Genomic DNA, 24,171 nt, shown 5'->3' on the forward strand with positions numbered 1-24,171 from the left:
GTGCCTCGGGGCCCTGCGGCCGAGAGCGAGGCACTGGCGCGGGAGCGTGGGGCCCCGACTGTCCGGGGCCCCACACCGGCCCACCGACCGGTGGTCCGGATCGCCCCGCGTATGACGCCCGAGGCCGGGTCGGCCCTCCCCACCTCCCTCTCCGGGGGCCGGGATCCACGAGGAGTGTGAAGAGACATGAGGACCGTCGGTGTGGTCGGCGCGGGGACCATCGGACGCGGGCTCGCGCAGAGTCTGGCCATGACCGGGCACGAGGTCGTCCTGGTCGACATCGCCGAGGAAGCCCTCGATGACGCCCTGGCGCAGATCAGACGCGACCTGCGGTTCGCCCGCATGCTCGGGGCGCAGTCGGCCGGCGCGCACGAACCCGTGGACACCGTCCTGGAGCGGCTCCGCCCCACGACCGACCACGCCGAGTTGAAGGCGGCGGAGTTCGTGGTGGAGAACGTGGTCGAGGACTGGGACGTCAAGAGCGAGGTGTACCGGATCCTCGACTCCGTGTGCCCCGAGGAGACGGTGTTCGCGGCGAACACCTCCTGCGTACCCATCACCCGGATCGGCGCACAGACCCGTCGGCCCGACCGCATCCTGGGCATGCACTTCATGAACCCGGTTCCCCTCAAGCCCGTGGTCGAGGTGATCCGGGCGGTGCACACCTCCGACGCCACCGTGGAGACGGCGCTGCGCCTGCTGTCCGGCATGGGCAAGCAGGGCATCGTCGTCAACGACTCCCCGGGCTTCGTCTCCAACCGGGTCATGATGCTCGCCGTCAACGAGGCGGCGTACCTGGTGTTCGAGGGAGTCGCCGACGCGGCCTCGGTGGACCGGATCTTCACCACCTGCTTCGGCCACCGGATGGGGATGCTCGAAACGGCCGACCTCATCGGTCTGGACACCATCCTGCGCAGCGTCGAGGTCCTCCACGAGAGGTTCGGCGACAGCAAGTACCGGCCGTGCCCGCTGCTGCGGCAGCTGGTCGACGCCGGATACCTGGGGCGCAAATCCGGACGTGGCTTCCACACCTACGAGCAGTAGCGACCGAGATCGACTTAAGGACGGACGATTGTGACTACCGAGCAGCCGGACAGCATCCGTGAAGGTGTCCGGCAGTACCTGGCCGGACACCTCGGCCGACAGGTGCCCGACGACGAGAACATCTTCGCCGTGGGACTGGTCAACTCGCTGTTCGCGGTTCAGCTGGTGACCTATGTGGAGCGGCAGTTCGGCGTCGTGGTCGAGACGGACGAGCTCGACCTCCGCAACTTCTGCTCCGTCGACGCCATCACCGCCTACCTCGCCGGCAAGACCGCCTCCGCGGTCGGATGAGGCAGCAGTGCGACTGACATTCACCACGGAACAGCGCGCGCTGCGTGCGGAGTTCCACGCGTTCGCGAAGTCGGAGGTCGCACCGGCGGCCGCCCGGCACGACCGCGAGGAGCGGGTGGGGCGCGCCCTGATCGACCGCCTGGCGGAAGCCGGCTTCCTGGCCTCGCTGATCTCCCCGGCCCACGGCGGGCGCGGCCTGGACCACCTCGGTTACGGGTTGCTGCACGAGGAGATGGGCCGGGCCTGCTCCAGCACCCGCAGCCTGCTGACGGTGCATGACATGGTGGCGCACACCGTGGAGCGGTGGGGCGACGACACCCAGCGTCGCACCTGGCTGCCCCGGCTGACCGCGGGCACGGCGATCGGGGCGTTCGCCCTGAGCGAGCCCGACGCCGGCAGCGACGTGGCCGCGCTCGCCACGCGCGCCACCGCCGACGGCGACGCATACCGGCTCGACGGCACCAAGTGCTGGATCAGCTTCGGTGCCATCGCCGACGTCTTCCTCGTGTTCGCCCGCGCCGACGAGGGACTCACCGCTTTCCTCGTCGAACGGGACACCCCGGGCCTGGAGGTCGTACCGCTGGCGGGCATGCTCGGCACCCGCGGCGCGATGCTCGCCGAGCTGCGCCTCACGGGATGTCGCGTGCCGAGGGTGAACCTGCTCGCCGGACCCGGACGCGCTCATCCGTTCATCGTCACGGAGGCACTGACCCTGGGACGCTACAGCGTGGCCAGCGGCAGCATCGGCATCGTGGGCGGCTGCCTGGCCGAGAGCCGGGACCACGCCGCCGAACGCGGACTCATGGAGCACCAGCTCGTCCAGCGCCTGCTCACGCGCATGACCGTGCACTACGAGGCCGGGCGGCTGTTGACGTTCCAGGCCGGCGAGCTGATCTGGGAGCGCCACGCGGACGCGTCCATGGCGGCGGTCAAGGCCAAGTACCTCGCGGCGACGAACGCCGCGGAGGCGGCACGCGACGCGGTGCAGGTGCACGGGGCCGCCGGATGCACGCCCGACCACCCGGTGAACCGGTATTACCGGGACGCCAAGGTCATGGAAATCATCGAAGGCAGCACCGAGGTGAGCGAAGGCCTCATCGGCCGTTTCGGACACGCGGATGTCGAGTCGTACGGCGCGGCCTCGCCGAAGACGTACTGAGGAAAGGGCGGAGCAATGCGGAACGCCGACGAGGACGTGGCGGAGCGCCCCATGGTCAAGTGCGTGGTCTGGGACCTGGACAACACACTGTGGAAGGGGGTGCTCCTGGAGGACCCCCAGGTCGTGCTGCGCGAGGACGTGGCGGAGGTGATCAGAGTGCTCGACTCCCGCGGCATCCTCCAGTCGATCGCCAGCCGCAACGACGAGACGGTGGCCATGGGCCGTCTGAAGGAGGCCGGCCTCGACGAGTACTTCCTCGCGCCGCAGATCGGCTGGAACGCCAAGTCGGCGTCGGTCTCCCGGATCGCCGAGGAACTCAACATCGGCCTGGACACGTTCCTGTTCGTCGACGACGACGCGTTCGAACGCGCGGAGGTCGGCGATGTGTTGCCCCAGGTGCGCACCGTCGACGCGGTGGAGGCCGCCGCGCTCGCGGAGCGGGCCGACCTGACGCCGCGGGACCTGACTCCGGAGGCCGGGCGCCGGCGTTCGATGTACCAGGCCCAGTTGCGGCGGGCCCAGGCGGAGGAGTCGTTCGCCGGCCCCGCTGAGAGCTTCCTTGCCACGCTCGACCTGCGCCTGGTGCTGCGTCACGCGGGGCCGGGCGATCTGCGCCGGGCCGAGGAGCTGACCGTGCGCACCAACCAGCTCAACGCGACGGGGTACACCTACGACGCCTCCGAGCTGGAGGCGTTCCGCACCTCTCCCGATCACGACCTGCTGGTGGCCGAGCTGTCCGACCGCTTCGGCGACTACGGCACCATCGGCGTGATGCTGGTCGAGCGGGCCGAACAGGTGTGGACCCTGAAGCTGCTGCTGATCTCCTGTCGTGTGATGTCCCGCGGTGTCGGCGCGGTGCTCCTGGGCCGGCTGGCCGCCCGCGCCAAGGACAAGGGCGTGACGCTGCGGGGGGAGTTCGTCCCGAGCGGCCGCAACCGGGCCATGCTGATCACCTACCGGTTCGCGGGCTTCGACGTCGTCGCCGAGTCCGCGGACCGCACCGTCTTCGAGTACCGCTCCGACAGGGTTCCCCAGGTGCCCGACTACCTGCACCTCGCCTCGGACATCTAGCCGGATCCGGCCCGTGCCAGGGCCGGTCCGACGACCTCGGCGCGGTGGTGCCGGCGGCCTCCGCCGTCCGCACCACCGCGCCTTGGCGTATCCCGGTGCGCGACCGGGGGCGTTCTGACGCGAGCCCTTGTGTGCCGAGCCGGCCGCGCACATGCCGACGGACGGCCGGGTCGCCCCCTCCGGCCGTCCCGGCCCCGCTCTGTCCCGCGGCCCTACAGCGGCAGGCTGTCGACCATCACGACCGCGTCCGGCAGCGGGTGCCCGGGCAGCCGCTCGCGCAGCCAGTCGAGCAGCTCCGCCTCCTGCCGCGCGGTGCCCCCGTTGCGCAGGTGATCGGCGACCACCGGACGCGGATCGTCGGCGTACTCGGGCCGGATCGCCGTCAGGGTGTGCCGGTCCGTTCCGGTGAGGAGTTCGTCCTGCACCGCCCAGGTCGTGAACCCGTGCTTCTCCAGGAGCGAGACCACTTCCTTCAGACGCCCCTCGGTCTCCGAGCCCGTGCTGTCGTGGACCTCCATGGCGATCTGCCGCACCAGCGGCCAGTGCCGCTCGTCCAGGCCGTGGAGGACGTCCAGCTCGGCCCGCTGGACGTCGACCTTCAACAGGTCGATCCGCTCCACGCCCTGCTCGTCGATGACCTCGGACAGCCGCCTGAGCCGGGCCGGCTCCTTGGTGGTCCGGAAGAGGGCGGGGGCGTACTCGTCGAAATGGTCGATGAGTTCGTCCCGGGCCTTGGCGATTCCCTGGCTGCGCTCATTGAGCAGGTACGTCTTCATGACGTCCGCCTCGGCCTGCGGGTCGGAGTAGTCCTGCAGGCCCGACATCCAGGAGTTGCCGGGATAGAACGCGAAGCTGACCTCGGCCTCCCGGTCGGCCAGACCGTGCCGGAGGACGTGGACGCGGCCGCCCGCCAGCGTGGCGTTACGCTCCAGCAGGCGGTACACGGGGGCCAGCGGCTCGAAGGCGTAGAGCGTGGCGCTCGGGCAGTTCTCGCGCACGAACAGGGAGAACATGCCGATGTTGGCGCCGACGTCGAACACGACGGCGTCCTCACGCAACGTCACCCCGCCCCGCATGTAGGAGCGTTGGACGAAGATCTCGTCGTACAGGTACTGGGTCTCGTGCGGGTTGACGCCCTGGACCTGGTCCAGCGCGAAGGAGCGGGGGCCGGACTCGCTGGGCACCACGTAGCAGACGGTGAGGGGCTGGGGGGCCGCGTCGTCGACGCGGACCGCGGCCCCCTTCACCGCAGGGTGTTCGAGCACGGCGGCACGGACGTCGTCCTGTGGGCTCATCGTGTGTTCCATTCGGCGGTCCAGTAGGAGTGGAACCTCATACTCGGGCCGCCGGCGACGTCCCTCCAGGCAGCGGAGCGGCAACTGAACGGCAGGTTCAGGTGCCGCGGTTCCGTGGGACGGCACGCTGTGCTCAGACGGGTACCGCGAGGGGCCTGACGGCCGGATCGCTGACGTACCCGGTGACGTACTCACGGATCAACGTGGGTACGCGGTAGACGTACTCGCGGCCCCGGCGCACCTGAACGACGGAGTGGTCGACGAGTTCGGCCAGCACCGTGATGTTGTCGACCGGGCTGTCGTCGACGCTGGACTCGAAACCCGTCACGTCCTCGATGGTGAACGGGTTCTGGATGTGGGCCAGATGGTGCAGCAGGGTGCGTTGGGAGGGGTTCAGCAGGTCGTAGCTCCACTTGGCGGCGCTCGACAGGGGGCGATGACGGGAGAGGCTGCCCAGGCCGATCTGGTCGAGGATCGGCAGGAGGGGAGCGTCTCGCAGCAGGGTGTTCAGCGACACCGACCTCAGGCGGTGCGCGGCCACCTCGATGGCCAGCGGCAGCGCGTCCAGCCGCGTACACAACGTTGTCACGGCGGGAAGGCGGTCGGTGATGTCGAGGGTGGGCACGCTGGTGTGCGCCCGGATCAGGAAGAGTTCCACCGCGGGCGAGTGCCCCGTGCCGGACGGGCTGTCCACGGGGAGCGGTGCCACCTCCCAGGAGGTCGCGGACATCAGTGCGAGCGGCCGGCGGGAGGTCACGATGATGTCCAGGCCCGGATGTTCATGCAGCAGTCGCTGTGACACCTCGGTCACGGCCTTGAGGACATGCTCGGCGTTGTCGATGACGAGGAGCATGCGAAACTCCGTCGTCTGCCAGGCCGGCGAGCACGACATACGGGTCTCCATCGCCTTGGTCACCGCTGTCAACGCCTCGCTCTCCCGGTCCCGTTCCGGCAGCAGCGAGCCCAGTTCGACCACGGCGACGCCGTCACGGTACATCCGCTGTAACTGGGCCGCCGAGGCAAGGGCCAGGCGGCTCTTGCCCACTCCGCCGGGCCCGGTCAGCACGAGCAGGCGACTGCTCTTCACCGCGGCGCACACGTGCCGCAGATCGTCCTGCCGGCCCACCAGGACGTCAGTTTGCGGGCGGATGCCCAGCCACGGAAGGGTGCTTGAGGGGCTGTCGAACTCTCCGGCAGGGACATCGGCGCCGTTGAGGACGGTATGGTGCGCCGTCATGGCGGCCTCGGAGGGGAGAGGCAGAGGCAGTGACGACAGCGGCCGGGGGGCTGTCTGCAGGGCCTTGAGAATCAGTTCGACGGTGGCTCTTCGCGGGTTCTTGTTGGTACCCAGCTCCAGGTTGCGAATGGTTCTGACACTGACTCCGGAGCGCTCTGCCAGTGCCTCTTGACTCCAGCCTGCGGCTCTTCGGGCTGTTGCGATGACAACATGGAGTCTATTTATTTCCATCTGCTATTCCCCGTTTCGCGGTCTAGCCGGAATGTGCGGTTTCCCGGTTCAACACAACGTTTCCTTCTGGAGGAGCAAGCGACGCCGTCAATGTCCCGTCGGCGGAAAATTCATCCACCGGCGGAAGACTGATGGGCCGATTTCCCCGATAGCCAGCTGGTCAGGCGGCTTGGGGCGTAGATGTCGGTTACACGGTATGGGCCATGGATTCGGTGAACCGCCGAGGACGGGGCGGTTTCGATTGCCTGGCCTGGCGCCTATGGCTGCGTGAAGGACCGACGATCAGAAGAGCAAGTGCTCGATGATGCGGCTCGACTGTCCGCAAAAGACACAAGAATACCGACCGCGCGCATTGTTCCCCCGGTTGCTCATTGGCGGCGCGGGGGTCGCCCGCGCCGGGACCAGGGCACACGCTATGCATCGCATGATCACACAGCAAGGAGCTTAGCGTATCCCCCCTGTTACCCAGGGTGACAGGAAAGGGCTTTCTCCAGGTCAGATCGACTTCTGTCGTGGTCCGTACCGGGCTAGTGGCCGCCTTGGTTTTGCGTGACATTGGCACGGGCTTGTCGACAGTCTTACTTTCCGGTAGTGCGGTGCGGGGTTACCGGCCCGTAACCGGGCCGCCCGACGGGGGGCGGGCGACCCGGTATCGAGGGCGGGAAACGGCCAACGCACTCATTCGTCCTCTGATGGTGCGCTACTTTTCGGACGTTTCTTTTCGGCCCCTCGCCACGTGAACCGCGGCCCTTCGAGGCTAGGGGAGTGTGGCATGGGTGCGCCTCCGTCCCGGGATGGAGATGATCTCCTCCACCCCGGGGTGGAGGAGATCTGGAACCAGGGTTGGAAAAAACCCTGTGCGGCAAGGAAGGGCAGGCGAGATCGATGCCTTATTGGATAACCTGCTCCTCGCCGTCGCGACTTTGCACACTGCAAGTCCGCGGCCGGACGCGAAGAAAAAACCCAAGGAGGTCCCGCGCGTGAACAACACCACCAGCGCTCTGATCGGTCTCGTCATCCTGGCGCTGCTCATAGCCCGACAACTGCGCGCGCGTCCGATGGGCAAGTCCGCGCCGCTTGTCCTCGTCGGGGTGCTCGTGGTGCTCGGTGTGGCCGCCATGGTGTTCGGAGTGAAGTCGGTGACGACCCATCACCCGCTGTCCGCCGGCACCCTGACCATCGTCTGCCTGAGCTTCGTGGTCGCCGCCGCCTTCGGAGCCGTACGGGCGCTGACCATGCAGGTGTGGCGTGACCCGGCCGGGGAGGCCCTCTGCAAGGGGACGATGATCACCGTGGTTCTGTGGCTGGTCTCGATGGCCGTGCACTTCGGCATGGACGCGTGGATCGACCACTCGGCCAAGGCCGGTGTGCTCGGATTCTCCACGATCTACCTCTACCTGGCCGTCACCCTCGGCATCCAGGCCGTGGTCGTGCGCCGCCGAGCGGCCGCCCTCTGAACCCGGCCGCTCCGAGTGCAACGTCGTCCCCCAGACCGCCACCAGCACCAGCACCGGCCGGGGGTGGCGGTCGATGGCGCAGTCGAGCCGCGCTTTCCGATCCGCTTCGGCTCGTCCATGGTCGCGTGGTCGCGGGCTGTGTGGAAGAACAGCTGTTTGGTGTGAGCTCGGGTGGGGGAGGCCGGAACCGACGACGTGGGTCCACGCGCGCCCGCAAGTTGATGAGTCATCACTTGATTGCGCACCCAGAGAGCCCTGATCCCGGCTCTGACCAGCACCTGCTTGCCTTGATCCGATCCACCGCCTGGGCGGGGAACCATCCGCTGCCGGCGTATTTGTCCGTGGAGGAGACCGTCCGTGTGGTGCGCCGGCCGGGAACGGCGCACGGTGGTCTCGCCGACCTGAGCGATCCGGACCACCGCCCGCACGCCTCCCTGCCCAAGCAGCCGGGCCTCGAAGGCCAAGGCCGGCTTCTGCTGCCATTCGTCGAAGTGCCGCAACAGCACCGAGAACCTGCAGTGGAGTTGGGGCCAGATCCCTTTCGGGACTGCCCTGCCCGGACGACGAGTCGCGCTTGCAAAGCAGCACCGTGATTCTCCACGGCTTCAATGAACGCGACAGCGCTGGTAGGTGCCGCCGTGTCGACCCAGTCCACCTGCTCCACCCGCATGACTCCTCCTCGGCTCGAACGGACAACCCAAATGATCACCTCGGTGACCGGGGCGTGCGTCGGCCGATGGACCCATCTCCACAGCGACCTTGGAACCAGGACCTCCAGTCACGGGCCGGCTTTGCACCGGCGCGGCGGGCGGTGCACGTTCGCCTGTACCGGGTTGAGCATCTTCATGGCCCTGGCAAGATTTCCGTGAAACGGGGCTGTGCAACCGTGCGCCGGTGACACTCCGTGATGGGTAGCGGCAGTGTCAGCGAGTGTGATGACCTCGTCCGAATTGTGTCTCCGCACGTGGATGTGGTGCGGGTGGAACGGGTGTGGTCGGCGGGCGGCGTGGTCCCCGTCGCTGCCCGGACGCGGGTTGAGGGTGGCGGTGTCCGAACTGCGCTCACGAGCCGGTGCGAGTGCACAGCCGGACCGGTCCTTCTCGCGGTTTCGGGTGCGCGCCAGTTCGTACGGATGAGTGCCGCCCGGCCCCGGGGACGGTTCTTTGGCCGTGCTCTGTGCCTCCAGACGCACCTTCGACGCGTCCACGCTGAGGTTGTCCTCTAGCGTAGAGACGTGACCGCAAGGGAAGTTGTGGGTGTCCGGCATCCCACGGCGGCCTCGAGGCGGCCCTCCGATCGCGCTGACGGCGAAGGCGCTCAGGGACTTCCTTCAGCGCTCCATCGACGCTCTGGCCCGACCTCCCAGACATTGAGGCCCGTTGGGCGGGCCCTACCCCTACGGGGCAAACGGCATGTGAGCTGGGGAACGTTGCGGAGGACTGTTGAAGTCGACTCCAGCCCGCCTCATACTCGGTGGCTCCGGTGGCGTTCCAACGTGCGTTATCAGGTTCCGATTGGCGTCGACGACGTGACGTCATGTGGCGACGGTGACGGCCTCGTCGGGGGCGTCCCAGTCCCACGGCTCAGGGCGCCGCACGACGCCCGTGGGCCGACGCCCCCGTGGTGGACGGGGCGGCTCGGCCACGGGCGCCGCGGTCGGGGGACGGTCAGGGCTTTTACACGGCCGGGGCGCCGCCCGTGCCGCTGAGGGCCTCCAGGTCGCTCTTGCGGACGCGCATGACGACAGCGGCGACGGCGAGCGCGAGGACGGCCATGGCGGCGGCCGGGATGAAGGCCGTGGAGATGCCGTGTGCGAGGACTTCGTGGCTCCACGGGGCCGGTAGCTGGTGGGTCTTGGCGAACGCGGCCTTCTGCTCGGGTGAGGCGTGGGCCATGAACGACGCGGCCTGCTTGGTCGCCTCGTCGCGGCTGGCCGAGCCGAAGACGGTGGTCAGGATGGACAGACCGAGTGAACCGCCCACCTGCTGGGTCGCGTTGAGCAAGGCGGAGGCCGCGCCCGCCTCGTGTGGGGCGACGCCGGAGACGGCGGTCACGGTGACGGTGACGAAGTTGAGCCCCATACCGAAGCCGAAGATCAGCATCGGGCCGAGCACTCCGCCGACGTACGAGCTACCCGAGTCGATCAGCGACTGCCAGGCCAGGCCGATGGCGACGAGAGTGGCGCCGGTGATCAGGAACGGCTTGGGACCGAAGGTCGGCAGCAGCCGCTGCGATATCCCCGCGCCCAACGCGATGACGACGGTGACGGGCAGGAAGGCGAGGCCGGCACGGATGGGGGAGTAGCTCAGCACGTTCTGTACGAAGAGCACGATGTAGAAGAACATGCCGAACATCGCTGCGGCGAGGCTGATCATGATGACGTACGTGCCGGAGCGGTTGCGGTTGGCGAACATCCGCAGCGGGGTGATCGGTTCCTTGGCGCGGCTCTCTACGAGCAAGAAGGCGGCGAGGAGCACCACGGCCGCGCCGAACGCGCCGAGAGCGAGCGAATCCCGCCAGCCGTCGGATGCCGCCCTGATGAACCCGTAGACCAGGGCGACCATACCCAGCGTCGAGGTGGCGGCCCCGGTGAGGTCGAAGCGCCCGGGGTGCCGCTCGGACTCGTTGATGTAGCGCGGTGCGAGTGCCGCGATGAGGATGCCGATGGGTACGTTGACGAAGAGCACCCACCGCCAGTTGAGCCAGTCGGTGAGGAGTCCGCCGGCCAAGAGCCCGATGGCGCCGCCGCCCGCGGAGACCGCCGCGAAGATACCGAACGCCCGGTTGCGTTCCGGGCCTTCGGGGAACGTCGTGGTGATGAGCGCGAGCGAGGTGGGCGATGCGATCGCGCCACCCATGCCCTGCAGGACGCGGGCGGCCAGCAACTGCCAGGGTTCCTGGGCGAGTCCGCCGAGCAGAGAGGCGAAGGTGAAGAGCAGGATGCCGGTGATGAAGACCCGGCGGCGACCGAGGATGTCACCGGCGCGGCCGCCCAGCAGGAGAAGGCCGCCGAAGGTGAGCGTGTAGGCGCTGACCACCCAAGTCAGATTGGTGGTGGAGAAGTTCAGGGCGGTTTGGATGTGCGGCAAGGCGATGTTGACGATGGTGGCATCAAGCACCACCATCAGCTGGCACGCAGCGATGACCGTGAGCGCGATGCCCGGGTGTGACGGCCGTGAGGCTGGACCCGGTGGTGCGGGCACAGGTGACTGCGTCTGTATCTGATCGTGCGTCACAGAAGGTCCCCCAGAGACGAAGTAGTGAACGTGTGCGTTCACTAACTTGGACGATAGCGAGTCGGCCTTTGTGAACACAAGCGTTCTCTAGCGGGGTTGATCCCAGAGGGCGGCTGCGGGTTGAGTTTGCGCAGGTGCGATTCCTCGGTGGGGGACCCAGGACATGGGAACAGGGGAAGCCGTCGGTCGGGAGCGGGCAGCTGGTGATTCAGGCGGTCGTCCAGCTGAAGCGGTAGGCCGATACTGCTTGGCCGCAGATTCGAGTCCTGGGCGGGAGCAGCAGAACATGGGAAGTGGGATCGCCGCGGACGCTGGGCGGAATGCTAGTGGTGACGGCAGCCGTCTCGCTCTAAACCCGGAGTGCAGACCGACTCGTCCGCCTTCAGGGCCCTGAACAGGGACTTTTCCTTGGTCAGGCCATTGGGGCGGGCTGCCCGAGTCCTCTTCATGGCCTGGACGTTCTCGACATTTCCCAGGGGGATGTGCACGCGTTGTGCACTGAGCGGGCGCGACTCCTCTCTGGGCCTGCCCGGGGTGGTGGGCGTGCGGAGGTCGCGGCAGCCCGCGGGCTGCACCGTCCCGGGCGGTCAGCGACCACGGGTATGTCGCGGTGCTCGGCGTATTGGGCCGGCGCCGCTGCTTCGGGTCCTTCTTCGCCGTCAGTCGATGGGGCAGCCTCAGGCGCCGCGCCCTCAGCGCCTAATGTCTATGCAGTTGAGGTACTCGATACGGAGCGTGTTGACCTCGTAGCGGTACATCTTGAGGAACTCTCGAAGGGTCACGAGCTTCCCGTTGTGGGTGTTGAGCTGCCAGGCTAGGAAGAACTCCGGGTCACTGGATGAGTAGCGGGTCGCCTGCCCATCCTCGACCAGCCACAGTCCGCGCTCGTCTTCTGGGGCTGGCGGCCCCGGGTGGTCGCTGGTGATCTCAAGGAACGTATAGCGCAGCCCGAGACGGCGAACCAGGTCCAGGTCACTCACCCAGGTGGTGCCTCCGTATTGAGTTGTCATCCAGCTGACGGGATCGCTGTACACCTCGTGCACGTAGTGGTGGAAGCCTGGTGCGCCGCCAGTGCTGTTCGTGCACAGCCTGCCCTCGGCGACGGAGCTGCTGCCGTCGGGGAAACTGGCGACAGCCTTGATGCGTGGTTCCCAGCGGGCGAGTTCGTCCGGCCATCCGTAGATGATGGTCTTAATGAGGTCACAGGGGTTGTAGATCCACAAGACGACGTCGATGTCCCCTGGCTGCTGGGCAACTCGCTCAAGCCACGCTCGGATGAGCATCTCCCATTCGGGGTTGCCGCCGAGACTGGTCATAGCATGGTCCACAAAGGAACGCCACCGGCTCGTGATCCGGGGGTTGGCGGACCCGATGAACTTGAAGTGCCCGTCTCCTCGATCGTGACCAACCAGCATCTGCAACCAGTCGCGTTCCTCGTACGCGCCGTTGTTCAGGGAGAACGCCCCAGTGCCCCGATACCCGGTGATGTCCCAATTGGGATCACCCAGGAGAGTACCCAGCGCTCCGGGGTAAGCCGACTCGACTCCCGCGCAGCGAACGCGGGCATTGATTTCGCACAATGCCTCATACTCGGCCGGGTGCTCCGCGGCGTACCCTTCCGCCTCCGGGGCCTCTGACAACGTGCTCCCCCACTTCACGGTGCCGACGCCCAAGTACAGGCCGTAGTGCGCGATGACAGCGCCCTTGGCGCTGACGCGATCAAAGTCGGCAGCAAGTAGGTTCGGTGCGCCGATCTCGGCAGCAATCCGCCGGATGTGCCTCCATCCTCGGTCGCGATCTTGGGGAGTCGCGTAGAGGTAGATGCCATGCACCGGCGTGATGTATTGCTCCGGCGACGCGGGAAGCAGCGTGACGCGCTCTGCGCCGAGTGTCCGGTGACCACGCACCTGGAGTTCGTAGCCGCGAAGGTCATGGCTCCAGTCCCGGGCCATGTTGCTCACGGGGACGAGCAGTTCGCGCCAATCGGTCGACACGATGAGGGCACGGATGCGGTCAGGAGCGACCTGCTTGTCGCGCTGGAGCAGCTCTGCGTACTTCGCGACCTCGTGCAACGCCTCACGCGAGGTCGACCTCGCACGCTTCAACTCGATGATCACCCACAGGCCGTGCCGGTCACGAGCGAGGATGTCGATCCAGCCCCTCGTGTGGAGCGGCCGGTCGCTCAGCGTGAACTCGCACTGAACCAGGGTCAGTCCTGGTTCGAGGACGTCCAGCTGTTCCGCCAAGAGGTCCCGGAGCTCATTTTCGAGTAACACGGTCATGAGCGAAGACGGTAGCGCCACGGGCTGACATGAAGCCGGCGGAGGTGGAGCAACGAGCGCGCTCCCCGTGCTGCCGTACGCATGGGTGAGCGCGGACGAGTCGACATGGTCCAGTTCCTCCGGCGGTCTCATGCCGCGGACCCTCACGACCCTCTGCGACAGGCAACGGTCCTCGGCTGCTGCCGAGCACGGCGCCATCCTGCTTCGCCCGCGCCTTTGCAGGCCAGGACCGGGACGGCCGAGTCCGGCTGTGTAAGCGGGGCGCACCACACCGCGCCGTTCCTTCCGCGGTCCTGGCGCCCACGGGCTGCCCTGCGGACAAGCACCAGAGCAGCCCGTACGCCTTCCGGCGTCCGATCAGCCGGAGTGCGCCCGCGTCCAGCACCGTCGCAGGACGGGTTCGAGGCGGTGCCTGCCGTCAGCGTCCACGTCGAAGACCTGCATGGCCCGCAGGATGCGGACGGTGTCGGCCGCGTTGAGCTGTTCGCTGTCGGTGGTGGCTTCGATGGCTGCGAGGAGGTCATCGACGATCATGCTGTCGGCCGGCATGAACTCCAAGACCGCCTGGTATCCGGCTCACTGGGGCGATGCCGGGGTCAGGCCGGTCTGCGTCAGGAATTCCTCTGCCGGGGACTCTCCAAGCTCCCGGTCGCGTGACGCAGCGCGCTCTTGCCGCGCCGGCCCTCGGCCAGGGCGGCGGACACCCTGTCGACTAGTTGGAACGGCGGGAAGTACCGGCGGTCACCCGAGGCCGGGGGGCCATCCGGCACCCGGAGGCCATCCTGGGCCAGGGGACCATTGGGGACCAGGGACGCCGACCGCCCGCAGCACCGGCTTTCGCCGGGTCATCGTGGCGGCGCCCGACAGCCGTGTCGATGTGGCGCTGCCCGATGACATTCCCCTCGCGCACCTTTACCCGGAGATCCTGCGCCTGTCGGGGCAGAGCCCGGCATCCGGCGCCCCGGTCGGGTATTACCTGGTGCGCCGGGGACGGGACGGTGCTCGACGAGGCGCGCTCACTCGCCACCCAGCGCATCGCCGACGGCGAATTCCTGCTGCTGCGCCCCTTCTCCGACTCGCTCCCGCCCGCGGTGTTCGACGACGTCTCGCACGCCACGGCCAGCGCCGTCACCCGCGACCGTGCGCTGTGGAACGACGAACTCCTGCGCAGCGCGGGACTCTTCGGCGGCTGCGTGCCGCTGATGCTGCTCGCCTTCGTGGCCTGGAGCGCCGACCCCCGCCACGACATGAACGGGCTGCCGGGCACCGTGGCCGCGGTCGCAGGCGTGGTGCTCCTGGCGATCGCCGCGGTACGCGCCCGGGTGTAGGGCGACCGCGGGTCGTCCGTGGCCTTCGGCACGGGCGCCCTCGCGAACCTGGGAGTCGCGGGCAGCGGACTGGTCGCGCTGCCGGCCGGAGAGGGCATCGGCAGGCTGCAGTTCCTGCTCGCCTGCGCCGCCGTGCTCGTGGGATCGGTGGTGCTGGTGTTCCTGACACCGAGCGGTGATGGCCCCTTCGTCGCCTTCGCATTCGCCTCGGCCATCGGCATGCTGCTGACGTTCGTCGCGATCCTCGCCGAGATGAGGCCGGCAGAGACCGCGGCGGTCTGCTCTCCGCTCGCGCTGGGCGCTCTCGCCTTCCTGCCGGGCCTTGCCACGCGTTTCGCCCGCCTGCCCATCGGCTTCGACCCGCCCCGCACCGTCGTCGGCAGCGACTACGACGATGCCGACGATGGCGATGGCCAGGGCGCCGAGGCATCCGCCGTGATCGACGCCGAACGCATCGCCGCGCAGGCGCGGCGTGGCCACGAACTGCTGCTCGGCCTGGTCGGCGGGTGCGCGCTGGTCGTGAGGGCGTCCGCGGTGCTCGGGTTCTCCGACGACCTGTGGGCACAGTTGCTCGCGCTCGCCACGGGTCTGGCCCTGCTGACGCGCGCCCACCTGTTCCGGCCCACCGCTCAGGTGGCTTGCACCCTTGCGGCAGGCCTTGCCTCGCTGGTGCTCCTGGGATTGGGCCTGTGCATCAATCCGCCTGGGCGGATGGTCTTGGAGGCGCTGCGGGGTGACAGCACGGCCCTCGACATCAGGTTGGTCTGGCTGTCGGTCGCGGTCGCCGTCGTCGCCGGGGCGATCGCCGCGATCGCGCTGGTCGTCCCCAGCAAGGGGGTCACCCCCTTTTGGGGCCGATTCCTGGAGATCGCCGAGAGTTCCGTGCTTCTGACGCTGCTGCCGTTGTGTCTTGCGGTGTTCGGCGCGTACCAGCAGATCCAGGCCGCGCAGCAAGGGCTCGATCAAGAGGCCGCAACCCAGGTCGTGACCCAAACCACCGGCCCTATGAACACCGAACTCGGCCAGCTGCGCAAGCTCCGCGAGGAAGCCGCCGCATGGCAGCGTGAGAACGAAGCCGCCGAGCGCCGAGCCAGGGACCTTCGTGCCCTCGCCGAACGAGCTCGTACTCAGATGCCGTCCATGAATGATGAGGATCGGGCGGACGCCATCGATCTCATCGACGTCAAAGTGACGCTCCAGAGCCCTGTCCCCGTGCGCAAGGGACGCTCCAGCTGCGCTGTCGGCGCATGGTTCAAAGAGCGCATTCTGCTCATTCCGGTCGAAGTTCCCGATGCGGCGTGGGCGGTGATCCAGCCATTTGTCACGAAGACCGGCCGGGGATCGGGCAAGTCCACCGACCTACCGGTCCGTGATGCCGTAGAGGCGATCCTGTGGAAAGCGCGGACGGCGAAGGCATGGAACGAGGCCGCTTCACGTATGACTCGCGGCGTGGGCAAGTCCCTCATGAGCCGCTGGACCCGTTGGAACGCGGACGGCACATGGGAGCACGTGGTGGAGACGCTGGCGGAGGTTGAGGGGATTCAGGCGGTTCCGGTTCCTGAACCATCGAAAGAGCCGCCGTTGCCTGAGATGCTGGTCGAGGGCGTGGTCGACCCCCGCTTGTTCCATACCGGCGATGGTGATGTTGAGGACGGTGAAACACGCGGTGGAACCGTCGCGTCGAGCGCCACCATGAGTTGGCAGGCCGCGATGACTGCGAGCGCAATGCCGGGATGCCCCTCCCGGCGAGCCGCACCTGGCTTCTGTTCCTTGATCAACTGAGAGGTTGTCACTATGAGTCCCCCACAAGTGCGTTAGTGAACGCTCGCGTTCACTGTCGCGTCAACCGTAGTGAGTCCCTGATAGTGAACGCAAGCGTTCACTTAAATTGATGTCACGTGGCGAACCCCCCGTTGCTGCCGCTTGGTGCTCTCTCATCCCCGAAAACCCCGCTCCCCCTGCTCGCTGGAGATACGCAGATGGTTACTTCGCGCTGGACGGCCGCCCCCGCTCAGGCGGCCTCCCTCCGTCGGCGCGGTGCCGTGCTCGAACGGGCGATCCTCGATGCCGCCCTGGAACAGCTCAGTACGGTCGGCTGGAACGGCCTCACCATGGAAGGCGTCGCCGCCGGCGCCCAGACCGGCAAGGCCGCCGTCTATCGGCGCTGGCCGTCCAAGGAGGATCTCGTCGCTGATGCCCTCCAGGCCGGGCTGCCGCGCATAGAGGAGGCGCCCGACCTGGGCAGCGTGCGCGAAGATCTGCTCGCGCTGTGCCGGCAGGCGCGTGCGGCGATGTTCTCGCGACCCGGTTTCGCGGTCCGCTCCGTGATTCACGAATGCGACCCGATTCAAGCGGAGCGCTTCCATGGCGTGATCTTCGACGGGATCGTGGAGCCCACCATCAAGCTGCTTCGTGAGGTCATCACCCGCGGAATAGAGCGGAATGAGGTGCGACCCGACGCGGCGAACAGTTATGTCTTCGATGCCATCCCGGCCATGATGATGTACCGCTCCAAGCTGCGCGGAAGCGAATGGGACGATCGCGATCTCGAAGAGATGATCGACCAGTTGATGGTTCCGCTGCTGCGACCGGGGGTCGGTTGAATGAGGCGAGCCGTGGACCTGTGGTCGTAGTGGGGAGCCGGGGTGTCGCCGGATGATCCGCGGGGCGTAGGCTGAAGGCGCCATGCCGTACGAACCACCTACTCACACCGTCGAGCGCTCCCTCCGCGCCACGACCGGAGCGAAGATCATTGCCGGTGTCGACGAGGTGGGGCGCGGTGCGTGGGCCGGCCCCGTCACCGTCTGCGCGGCGGTCACGGGACTGCGTCGGCCCCCCGAGGGCCTCACCGACTCCAAGCTGCTCACCGTCAAGCGGCGCACTGTTCTTGCCGTGGAACTGCAGAAGTGGGTGACCTCGTACGCGCTGGGCCACGCCTCGCCGGAGGAGATCGACGAGCTGGGCATGACCGCAGCGCTGCGCCTGGCGGCGGGGCGTGCCCTGGAGGCTCTGCCGGTCCGTCCCGACGCGGTGATCCTTGACGGCAAGCACGACTATCTGGGCTCGCCATGGCAGGTCCGTACGGTCATCAAGGGTGACCAGTCGTGCGTGGCGGTCGCGGCGGCCTCGGTGATCGCCAAGGTTCAGCGCGACAAAATGATGGCCGAACTGGGTATCGACCATGCAGACTTCGGTTTTGCGGACAACGCCGGGTATCCGTCGCCCGTGCACAAGGCCGCACTGGCGGAGCGGGGACCCACCCCGTACCACCGGTTGTCGTGGGCTTATCTTGATGCGCTGCCCCAGTGGCGACATCTCAAGAAGGTCCGCAGTTGGGCGGACGGAAGCGTTCCGGAGATCGAGGGTCAGCTCGGCTTCGACTTCTGACGATTCCGCTCGCGCTCATGTGCCACCCGCCGACGCGAGCCGCACCAACGTTTGATAAATATCAGCCCATGCCTCTCATTCCCGAGGAGCCTCAGATTCACGAGAGTGCCCAGGGTCCCCGCGCCACGCCGGCCAGCGGCCGCACCGCGCCGACCCCCCGTCCCGTACCCGGTCCCCGTCCCGCGGCCCCGCCGCGCCCCGGTCGTCCTGGTCCGCTCCGGCCCACGCCGCCGGTGCAGCGCACGTCGCGTGACGTGGCCGTGGCCAAGCCCGGACCCTCGGTCCCGGCGGCCCCTGCCACTGTCACTGCTTCGGCCACCCCGCAGATCCAGCTGATCCCGGCCTCGGCGGAGGGTGCGCTCGACGCCGCCGAGGAAGCCGTGGACCTGCTTCTGGACTCGGGGCGTGCCCCCGGTGACGTACTGGTGATCACCACCGGTGAACAGCACCCGTGGGCCGCCCACGAGCTGTCCTTCGGTGAAGCCTCGTACTGGGCGCAGCACGACGCGGGCGACGACGTCTTCTACATGGACGCCTCTGTCGCAGGTCGCGCAGCCTTGCGGCCGGTCGTCGTGGTTGCCGTCAACGGAGGTTCCGACGCAGCCGCCGCCTCGGCCCTGCCGCTGGCCCTCACCCGGGCCGGAGCCCTGCTGATCGTCTGCGGTGACCCGCAGCAGATCAACTCGGTGCTGGGCGCGGGCGTCTGAGTCTGTTCCGGTACCTCCACGGAGATGCCGGAGCGACAAGGACGCCGCTGCGGCGGCATCGGCACAGCGGGCGTTTTCGGCATGCGCAGGTACCGCGGGGATGACCGCTGCGCGAGTGCTTCCCTCCACTTGTGTCGTGTGTGACCAGCAGGTGGGGGAGCGGCGGCGCCTTGGCGGGCGGCGTCCGCCGCTCGTGCAGCGAAGGTCCCCCACGGCATGGGGCGGTGGTTGCTCGGAGTGCCGACGGACGGCCCTGACTGTCGTGTGCAGACTCCCCTCGGCGCCGCGAAGCCGGTGTACGAAGGGAGTGTGCTGGTCGGTCGGGCGTGGTCCGTCGGTGTTCTCAGCGGGCCGCAGCGCGGCGCATGACCTCCGAGGCCACACCACCGGTGCGTGGCAGTGGAGGCGGCGCCTCGGACATGCCCAAGGGCTCCGCTGAGGAGTCCGCGTTGGGGCGGCGCCCGCCACGACCCTCACCGAGCACCTGCCAGCCGTCCCGGGTCAGTGTGATGTACGCCCCGCAGCGCAGTCCGTGCAGTGTGCACGCGTCACGCAGGCCCCACATCCATGCGCCGTCCTCCTCGGTCCAACGCGCGTCGCCCTCACGGCAGTAGAGCAGCACCGCGGTGCGCACCGGTGTGCGGCGCCGCAGGTCGTGCGGGATGACCCGGCGAAGCTGCGCGAGCAGCGTGTTGCGGAACATCCAGCCGTCGGCCGGAGCCGGGCGGCGGGTGAACGAGGCGCTCGCGCAGAGGCGTTCGTCCGGGTCGAGGACGGCCACCACCGCGGTCGCGGGCCTTGGGTGATGTCGGGAATGAAGTCCGCTGACAACCTCTCGGGGATTGCGCAGCAGGGGAATTCCGGCGGCGGCCCACTCCGCGGGTTCGAGCATGCGGGTGAGAGGGTTGGCGGATGCGGCGGACAGGTCGGCAGACGTCGACGTGGATGCCGCCGAGGACGGAGCGAATCCGAAGGTCACGGTCCTCCCTTCGGCTACGCGCCCACACTGCGGGCGGGGTCATGTTCAGGGGAGCGCACGCCGCAGCAGAGCCCTACCGGACCACGGACGAGCCGTGCGGGGAGCGGACTTCAATTCTTCCTGTCGAACTTGGATGCGGCAACGAGCAATTGGGGCCACTGACCGAAACACGGCGGTGTGCGGTTTATATCCCTACCCAGTGCGTTGCGTCACGACGCATGAGCCCACCGTTCACCCGGAGTTGGTACACCGTTGGGGCGGCGGGGTTCAGGTGCGTCTTCCCAAGCGGCGTGCGGTGCCGCAGTCAGCTCTGGACGGCCAGGACGAGTGGCAACACCCCCTGCGCACCGGCACGTCGGAGCATCCGGGCTGCGACCGCGAGCGTCCAGCCGGTCTCGGTGAAGTCGTCCACGAGGAGGACCGGGCCCCCGGCCTCGGCGAGAGCGGAAGCCAGGGCGGGCGGCACGGTCAGGGTGCCGGCCAGTGCCTTCAGGCGCTGTGCACTGTTGCTCCGGGAGACGTGGGGCGCGTCGCTCGTGTATTCCACGGAGCCGAGCAACGGCAGCCTGCCGACCTCCGCGATGTGCGCGCCCAGGGAGCCGATCAACTGGGGGCGGGTGAGCGAGGAGACGGTGACCACACCCACCGGGCGCGGCTGCGGGTCAGGCACTCCCGAGGCCCAGCCCCCGGGCCCCTTGGCCCAGTCGGCGAGCACGCCCACAACGGCCTTCGCCACGTCGTCCGGCACGGGGCCGTCGGAGGCCTGTGGCGTCAGCATCGGCCGCAGCCTGTTGCCCCAGCCGATGTCCGACAGCCGGCCCAACGCCCGCCCGGGAGCTGCCTGTTCATCGACCGGGATGCGTCCCTTGAGGTCGACGCCGATCGCCGGCAGGCCGGTCGGCCACATACGGCGTGGCTCCACCTCGATGCCCGCCCGACCGAGATCGACACGTGCCGCGTCCAGTGCCGTCGTGGACATGTCCGTGGTGAACCGTGCGCCCGCGCAGTTGTCGCAGCGGCCGCAGGGCTTCGCGCCCTCGTCGTCCAGCTGGCGTTGCAGGAACTCCATGCGGCAGTCGGTCGTCGAGGAGTACTCACGCATCGCCTGCTGCTCGGTCCTGCGCTGCCGCGCGACCCAGTCGTACCGCTCCGCCTCGTACGTCCACGGCTGCCCGGTCGCGATCCAGCCGCCCTTGACCCGCTTGACCGCCCCGTCCACGTCGAGAACCTTGAGCATGGTCTCCAGGCGGGAGCGGCGCAGCTCCACCAAGGGCTCCAGGGCGGGCAGTGACAAGGGTTTGTCCGCGCGCGCGATGACGTCCAGAGTGCGGCGTACCAGGTCTTCCGGCGGGAAGGCGAGCGACGCGAAGTACTCCCAGATCGCCTCGTCCTCCTTCCCCGGCAGCAGGAGCACCTCGGCGTGTTCGACGCCGCGTCCGGCGCGGCCCACCTGCTGGTAGTAGGCGATGGGCGAAGACGGCGAGCCGAGGTGCACCACGAATCCGAGATCCGGTTTGTCGAACCCCATACCCAGCGCGGAGGTGGCGACCAGGGCCTTCACTCTGTTGGCCAGGAGGTCGTCCTCAGCCTGCTGCCGGTCGGCGTTCTCGGTCCTGCCCGTGTAGGAAGCGACTGTGTGACCGCGGTGCCGCAGGAAAGCAGTGACCTCCTCTGCGGCGGCCACGGTGAGTGTGTAGATGATCCCGGAACCCGGCAACTCGCCCAGGTGGTCGGCAAGCCAGGCCATCCGATGTGCCGCGTCCGGCAGCCGCAGCACGCTCAGGCTCAGGCTCTCCCGGTCCAACGGGCCCCGCAGCACCAGAGCGTCCGACGAGCCCCCGGTGCCGAGTTGTTCGGCGACGTCGGCAGTCACGCGCGCGTTGGCGGTGGCAGTGGTCGCGAGCACCGGGACGCCCGGCGGCAGATCACCGAGCATGGTGCGCAGCCGCCGGTAGTCCGGGCGGAAGTCGTGCCCCCAGTCGGAGATGCAGTGGGCCTCGTCCACCACCAGGAGCCCGGTGGCGGCGGCGAGTTTGGGCAGCACCTGATCCCGGAAGTCCGGGTTGTTGAGGCGCTCCGGACTGACCAGCAGGACGTCGACCTCACCTGCGGCGATCTCGTCCTGAACGGTGTCCCACTCCTCGGTGTTCGAGGAGTTGATCGTCCGCGCATGGATACCGGCCCGGGCCGCCGCCTCGACCTGGTTGCGCATCAGTGCGAGCAGCGGGGAGACGATGACCGTGGGCCCGCTGCCTCGGGCCCTCAGCAGCGACGTCGCCACGAAGTAGACCGCGGACTTGCCCCACCCCGTGCGCTGCACGACGAGCGCCCGGCGTCTGTCGGCGACCAGCGCCTCGATCGCCCGCCACTGGTCCTCGCGCAGTCGGGCCGCGCCCGTGGCGTCCCCGACGAGGCGGGCGAGGACCGCGTCGGCGGCCGCCCGGAGTTCCGCGTTGCTCGTGTGCTCCATGCACCCCATCAAACAGGACGGCGCTGACAAGCCCTGCCGGGCCTGTGGAGGAGAGAGGTGTTTGGCATGTCCCTGGCCTGACTTATCCACAGGGCAAACCGGAATATCGCGATCCGCGAGATCGTCTGCGCATGACGAACCACGGCGAAACCACTGGATCCCCCGAAAACGGCAAGGCCGCCGGACGGGAAGGCGCCGAGCGCCACGACGGACACGGCGAAGCCGGCCGGCCGGAGAAGCGCGTCGGCCCGGCTGCTTCGGACGACCACGGCGGGCGCGGCGCGCCACGCGAGTACGGTGCACTAGACGCGCACGAGGAGCGGCCGGGCCGCCCGGCCCACGTCGACTGCACCGCCTACGACAGTCATGGCCCCGAGCACCAGGTCACGCTGCGCACCCCGGCCGAACTGGCCGATGCCCTCCCCTATCTGTTGGGGTACCGGCCCGAGGAAAGCATCGTCCTGGTCGCCCTGCACGACAGGGACGGCCGCGGCCGCTTCGGCGGCCGTGCCCGCCTCGGCATTCCGGCGAGTGCGGACGACTGGGCCTCCGTCGCCCAGCAGTTGGCCCACGGGCTGGTCACTGGCAGCGAGCGCAGGGGCGCCCGACCCGAACAGATGGTCGCGTACCTCTGCCAGGAACCGGCGAAGGGCGAGTCGGGTCGGCAGGTCATGGAGCGGTTGCGTCCGCTGGCCCAGAAACTGCGGGTCGAGTGTGGTCAGCTCGATGTGCCGGTGATCGAGGCGCTGTGCATCTCGGACGGCCGCTTCTGGTCGTACTGCTGCGGTAACGAGGCGTGCTGCCCGCCCGAAGGCCTGCCCATGGGCCTGCCCGGCACCTCCGTGCTGGCCGCCGCTGCCACATACGCCGGCCTGCAGGTACGGGGCACTCTGCGCGAACTGCGGGCCAGGCTGCTGCCCTGGGAGACCGCGGCCGCCCTGGAGCAGGAGAGCGCGCTGGACACCGCGAGCATGGCGTTGGTCCCCAGGATCCTCGACGGCGCCAGCCGCGAGGGGGTCGCCGAGGAGACACTGGAGCTGTCCGCGCAGATCATGCGCCGGCTGGCCGGCGCACCGCCCGTGTCCGGCACGCTCACGGCGGATCTCCGCGATGACGAACTGCTCGCACACGACGAAGCCGCGACACTGATTCTCGGCCTCCAGGACCGTGCGACCCGAGACCGCGCGGCCGAGTGGATGGAGGGGGAGGAGGCCGCACTCGCACTCCGGCTCTGGCGGGCCCTGGCCCGCCGGTGCGTCGGACCCTACGGCGAACACGCGGCGGCACCGCTGACGCTGGCCGGTTGGGTCGCCTGGTCCACGGGTGACGACCTGGAGGCCCGGGAAGCCCTGGCTATGGCACTTGGCGCGGATCCGGGCTACCTCTTCGCCCGCCTGCTGCACCAGGCCTGCAACGAAGGGCTGGACCCTGAGTCGATCCGCCGGTGCCTGCGTGCGGAGCGACATGACCGGGGGCGGACAGCAGTCCAGCAGTCGCAAGGCAAGGGGAACAACGCAGAGCCGCTGACGGCCCGGGCCGTCGAGTCGGGGCGGGCGGCGGAACTGGTGTCGGAATCGGACTCGGTATCGGTCTCGGGATCGGTTCCGGAGTCGGAATCTGTGTCGCAATCTGTGTCGGAATCGGTGTCGGAATCGGTGTCGGAGGAGGCTTCCCGCCCGCGACGCCGTGTCCGCTCCAGTGGCACGGTGCGCAGCCATTCCCGCTCGGCGAGGGCGGAAGGCCGGGGGAGTGGCACGAGCGTTCCTCGCTCGCGGACGGCTGTGGCAAGGGGCACGGGTCCCGGCTCTGCACGGACTGGCCGCACGCGCCCGCGTACCCCCGGGAAGGGCGCCGCGCGCCGTGGCGATCAGTGCCCCGAAAGCCTGCGTCCCGGAAGCGACGGCACAGAGGAGCAGGCGTGAGCGGGTGCTGGGCGAACGCTCGTCGGGGCGGTCGGACCGACCACAGTTGCGGGGCGTCCCGCCCGGGGGAACCAG

Annotated in this window: 16 protein-coding genes and 3 pseudogenes; 11 read left to right on the forward strand and 8 right to left on the reverse strand. The window is 68.7% G+C overall.

From position 1 onward, the window contains the following. Positions 1-186 precede the first annotated feature (186 nt). Genes ACWDAG_RS44450 through ACWDAG_RS44465 form a run of 4 tightly spaced genes read left to right on the forward strand, consistent with a single transcriptional unit; the run spans position 187 to position 3,565 of the window. The gene (locus ACWDAG_RS44450; RefSeq protein ID WP_450701272.1) at positions 187-1,044 is read left to right on the forward strand and encodes a 3-hydroxyacyl-CoA dehydrogenase family protein; all 858 of its coding nucleotides are present in this window, start codon (positions 187-189) and stop codon (positions 1,042-1,044) included. 30 nt (positions 1,045-1,074) lie between these two features. Then, positions 1,075-1,335, forward strand: coding sequence for an acyl carrier protein (locus ACWDAG_RS44455; protein ID WP_450701273.1), 261 nt, complete (start codon positions 1,075-1,077; stop codon positions 1,333-1,335). Between the two features lie 7 nt (positions 1,336-1,342). Continuing rightward, complete coding sequence (locus ACWDAG_RS44460) at positions 1,343-2,494, forward strand: acyl-CoA dehydrogenase family protein (protein ID WP_450701274.1); 1,152 nt, start codon at positions 1,343-1,345, stop codon at positions 2,492-2,494. Positions 2,495-2,509: 15 nt separating this feature from the next. Beyond that, the gene (locus ACWDAG_RS44465) at positions 2,510-3,565 is read left to right on the forward strand and encodes an HAD-IIIC family phosphatase (RefSeq protein WP_450701275.1); all 1,056 of its coding nucleotides are present in this window, start codon (positions 2,510-2,512) and stop codon (positions 3,563-3,565) included. A 212-nt stretch (positions 3,566-3,777) separates the two neighbouring features. Here ACWDAG_RS44465 and ACWDAG_RS44470 read toward each other — a convergent pair whose 3' ends face one another. The 3 genes and pseudogenes from ACWDAG_RS44470 to ACWDAG_RS44480 form a co-directional block, all read right to left on the reverse strand. Next, the gene (locus ACWDAG_RS44470; RefSeq protein ID WP_450701276.1) at positions 3,778-4,860 is read right to left on the reverse strand and encodes an FkbM family methyltransferase; all 1,083 of its coding nucleotides are present in this window, start codon (positions 4,858-4,860) and stop codon (positions 3,778-3,780) included. A gap of 133 nt (positions 4,861-4,993) precedes the next feature. Beyond that, positions 4,994-6,097 (reverse strand): ATP-binding protein, encoded by a 1,104-nt coding sequence (locus tag ACWDAG_RS44475; protein WP_450701289.1) that lies wholly within the window; start codon positions 6,095-6,097, stop codon positions 4,994-4,996. Positions 6,098-6,151: 54 nt separating this feature from the next. Further along, positions 6,152-6,328: pseudogene (locus ACWDAG_RS44480) on the reverse strand (helix-turn-helix domain-containing protein); the annotation flags it as partial. Between the two features lie 980 nt (positions 6,329-7,308). Between ACWDAG_RS44480 and ACWDAG_RS44485 the strand changes: the two are divergent. After that, the gene (locus tag ACWDAG_RS44485) at positions 7,309-7,785 is read left to right on the forward strand and encodes a hypothetical protein (RefSeq protein WP_450701277.1); all 477 of its coding nucleotides are present in this window, start codon (positions 7,309-7,311) and stop codon (positions 7,783-7,785) included. A 1,676-nt stretch (positions 7,786-9,461) separates the two neighbouring features. On the opposite strand, the gene ACWDAG_RS44490 is transcribed toward ACWDAG_RS44485, so the two are convergent. The 3 genes from ACWDAG_RS44490 to ACWDAG_RS44500 all read right to left on the reverse strand — a co-directional run bounded on the left by ACWDAG_RS44490 (position 9,462) and on the right by ACWDAG_RS44500 (position 13,852). Further along, entirely contained in the window at positions 9,462-10,988 is a 1,527-nt protein-coding gene (locus ACWDAG_RS44490; protein WP_450701278.1) for an MFS transporter, read from the reverse strand. Positions 10,989-11,713: 725 nt separating this feature from the next. Next, positions 11,714-13,303 (reverse strand): endonuclease NucS domain-containing protein, encoded by a 1,590-nt coding sequence (locus tag ACWDAG_RS44495; protein ID WP_450701279.1) that lies wholly within the window; start codon positions 13,301-13,303, stop codon positions 11,714-11,716. A gap of 357 nt (positions 13,304-13,660) precedes the next feature. Beyond that, a complete protein-coding gene (locus ACWDAG_RS44500) occupies positions 13,661-13,852 on the reverse strand; it encodes a hypothetical protein (protein WP_450701280.1) in 192 nt (63 codons plus the stop codon). Positions 13,853-14,150: 298 nt separating this feature from the next. Between ACWDAG_RS44500 and eccD the strand changes: the two are divergent. From eccD to ACWDAG_RS44525, 5 genes and pseudogenes are all read left to right on the forward strand, one after another. Continuing rightward, a pseudogene (gene eccD / locus ACWDAG_RS44505) lies at positions 14,151-15,576 on the forward strand (type VII secretion integral membrane protein EccD); the annotation flags it as partial. A 195-nt stretch (positions 15,577-15,771) separates the two neighbouring features. Then, positions 15,772-16,131: pseudogene (locus ACWDAG_RS44510) on the forward strand (transposase); the annotation flags it as partial. 479 nt (positions 16,132-16,610) lie between these two features. Next, entirely contained in the window at positions 16,611-17,234 is a 624-nt protein-coding gene (locus ACWDAG_RS44515; protein WP_450701281.1) for a TetR/AcrR family transcriptional regulator, read from the forward strand. Positions 17,235-17,316: 82 nt separating this feature from the next. After that, positions 17,317-18,018, forward strand: a complete 702-nt coding sequence (locus tag ACWDAG_RS44520) for a ribonuclease HII (RefSeq protein ID WP_450701282.1) — start codon at positions 17,317-17,319, stop codon at positions 18,016-18,018. Between the two features lie 68 nt (positions 18,019-18,086). Then, positions 18,087-18,725 carry a hypothetical protein gene (locus ACWDAG_RS44525; protein ID WP_450701283.1) on the forward strand — a complete coding sequence of 213 codons (639 nt, stop codon included), beginning with the start codon at positions 18,087-18,089 and terminating at the stop codon, positions 18,723-18,725. Positions 18,726-19,068: 343 nt separating this feature from the next. Here ACWDAG_RS44525 and ACWDAG_RS44530 read toward each other — a convergent pair whose 3' ends face one another. Then, positions 19,069-19,704 (reverse strand): hypothetical protein, encoded by a 636-nt coding sequence (locus ACWDAG_RS44530; protein ID WP_450701284.1) that lies wholly within the window; start codon positions 19,702-19,704, stop codon positions 19,069-19,071. A 304-nt stretch (positions 19,705-20,008) separates the two neighbouring features. Beyond that, positions 20,009-22,174, reverse strand: coding sequence for a RecQ family ATP-dependent DNA helicase (locus tag ACWDAG_RS44535; RefSeq protein WP_450701285.1), 2,166 nt, complete (start codon positions 22,172-22,174; stop codon positions 20,009-20,011). Between the two features lie 131 nt (positions 22,175-22,305). Here ACWDAG_RS44535 and ACWDAG_RS44540 point away from each other — a divergent pair, with 131 nt between their 5' ends. Then, complete coding sequence (locus tag ACWDAG_RS44540; RefSeq protein WP_450701286.1) at positions 22,306-24,096, forward strand: DUF4192 domain-containing protein; 1,791 nt, start codon at positions 22,306-22,308, stop codon at positions 24,094-24,096. Positions 24,097-24,171 lie beyond the last annotated feature (75 nt).

The sequence above is a fragment of the Streptomyces sp. NPDC001157 genome (assembly GCF_053598255.1).

Excerpts from the sequence above, each read along its gene's own strand:
- ACWDAG_RS44450 (WP_450701272.1), top strand. The coding sequence starts at position 187 with ATGAGGACCGTCGGTGTGGTCGGCGCGGGGACCATCGGACGCGGGCTC.
- ACWDAG_RS44465 (WP_450701275.1), top strand. The coding sequence starts at position 2,510 with ATGCGGAACGCCGACGAGGACGTGGCGGAGCGCCCCATGGTCAAGTGC.
- ACWDAG_RS44470 (WP_450701276.1), bottom strand. The coding sequence starts at position 4,860 with ATGAGCCCACAGGACGACGTCCGTGCCGCCGTGCTCGAACACCCTGCG.
- ACWDAG_RS44475 (WP_450701289.1), bottom strand. The coding sequence starts at position 6,097 with ATGACGGCGCACCATACCGTCCTCAACGGCGCCGATGTCCCTGCCGGA.
- ACWDAG_RS44495 (WP_450701279.1), bottom strand. The coding sequence starts at position 13,303 with ATGACCGTGTTACTCGAAAATGAGCTCCGGGACCTCTTGGCGGAACAG.
- ACWDAG_RS44500 (WP_450701280.1), bottom strand. The coding sequence starts at position 13,852 with ATGCCGGCCGACAGCATGATCGTCGATGACCTCCTCGCAGCCATCGAA.
- ACWDAG_RS44515 (WP_450701281.1), top strand. The coding sequence starts at position 16,611 with ATGGTTACTTCGCGCTGGACGGCCGCCCCCGCTCAGGCGGCCTCCCTC.
- ACWDAG_RS44520 (WP_450701282.1), top strand. The coding sequence starts at position 17,317 with ATGCCGTACGAACCACCTACTCACACCGTCGAGCGCTCCCTCCGCGCC.
- ACWDAG_RS44525 (WP_450701283.1), top strand. The coding sequence starts at position 18,087 with ATGCCTCTCATTCCCGAGGAGCCTCAGATTCACGAGAGTGCCCAGGGT.
- ACWDAG_RS44535 (WP_450701285.1), bottom strand. The coding sequence starts at position 22,174 with ATGGAGCACACGAGCAACGCGGAACTCCGGGCGGCCGCCGACGCGGTC.
- ACWDAG_RS44540 (WP_450701286.1), top strand. The coding sequence starts at position 22,306 with ATGACGAACCACGGCGAAACCACTGGATCCCCCGAAAACGGCAAGGCC.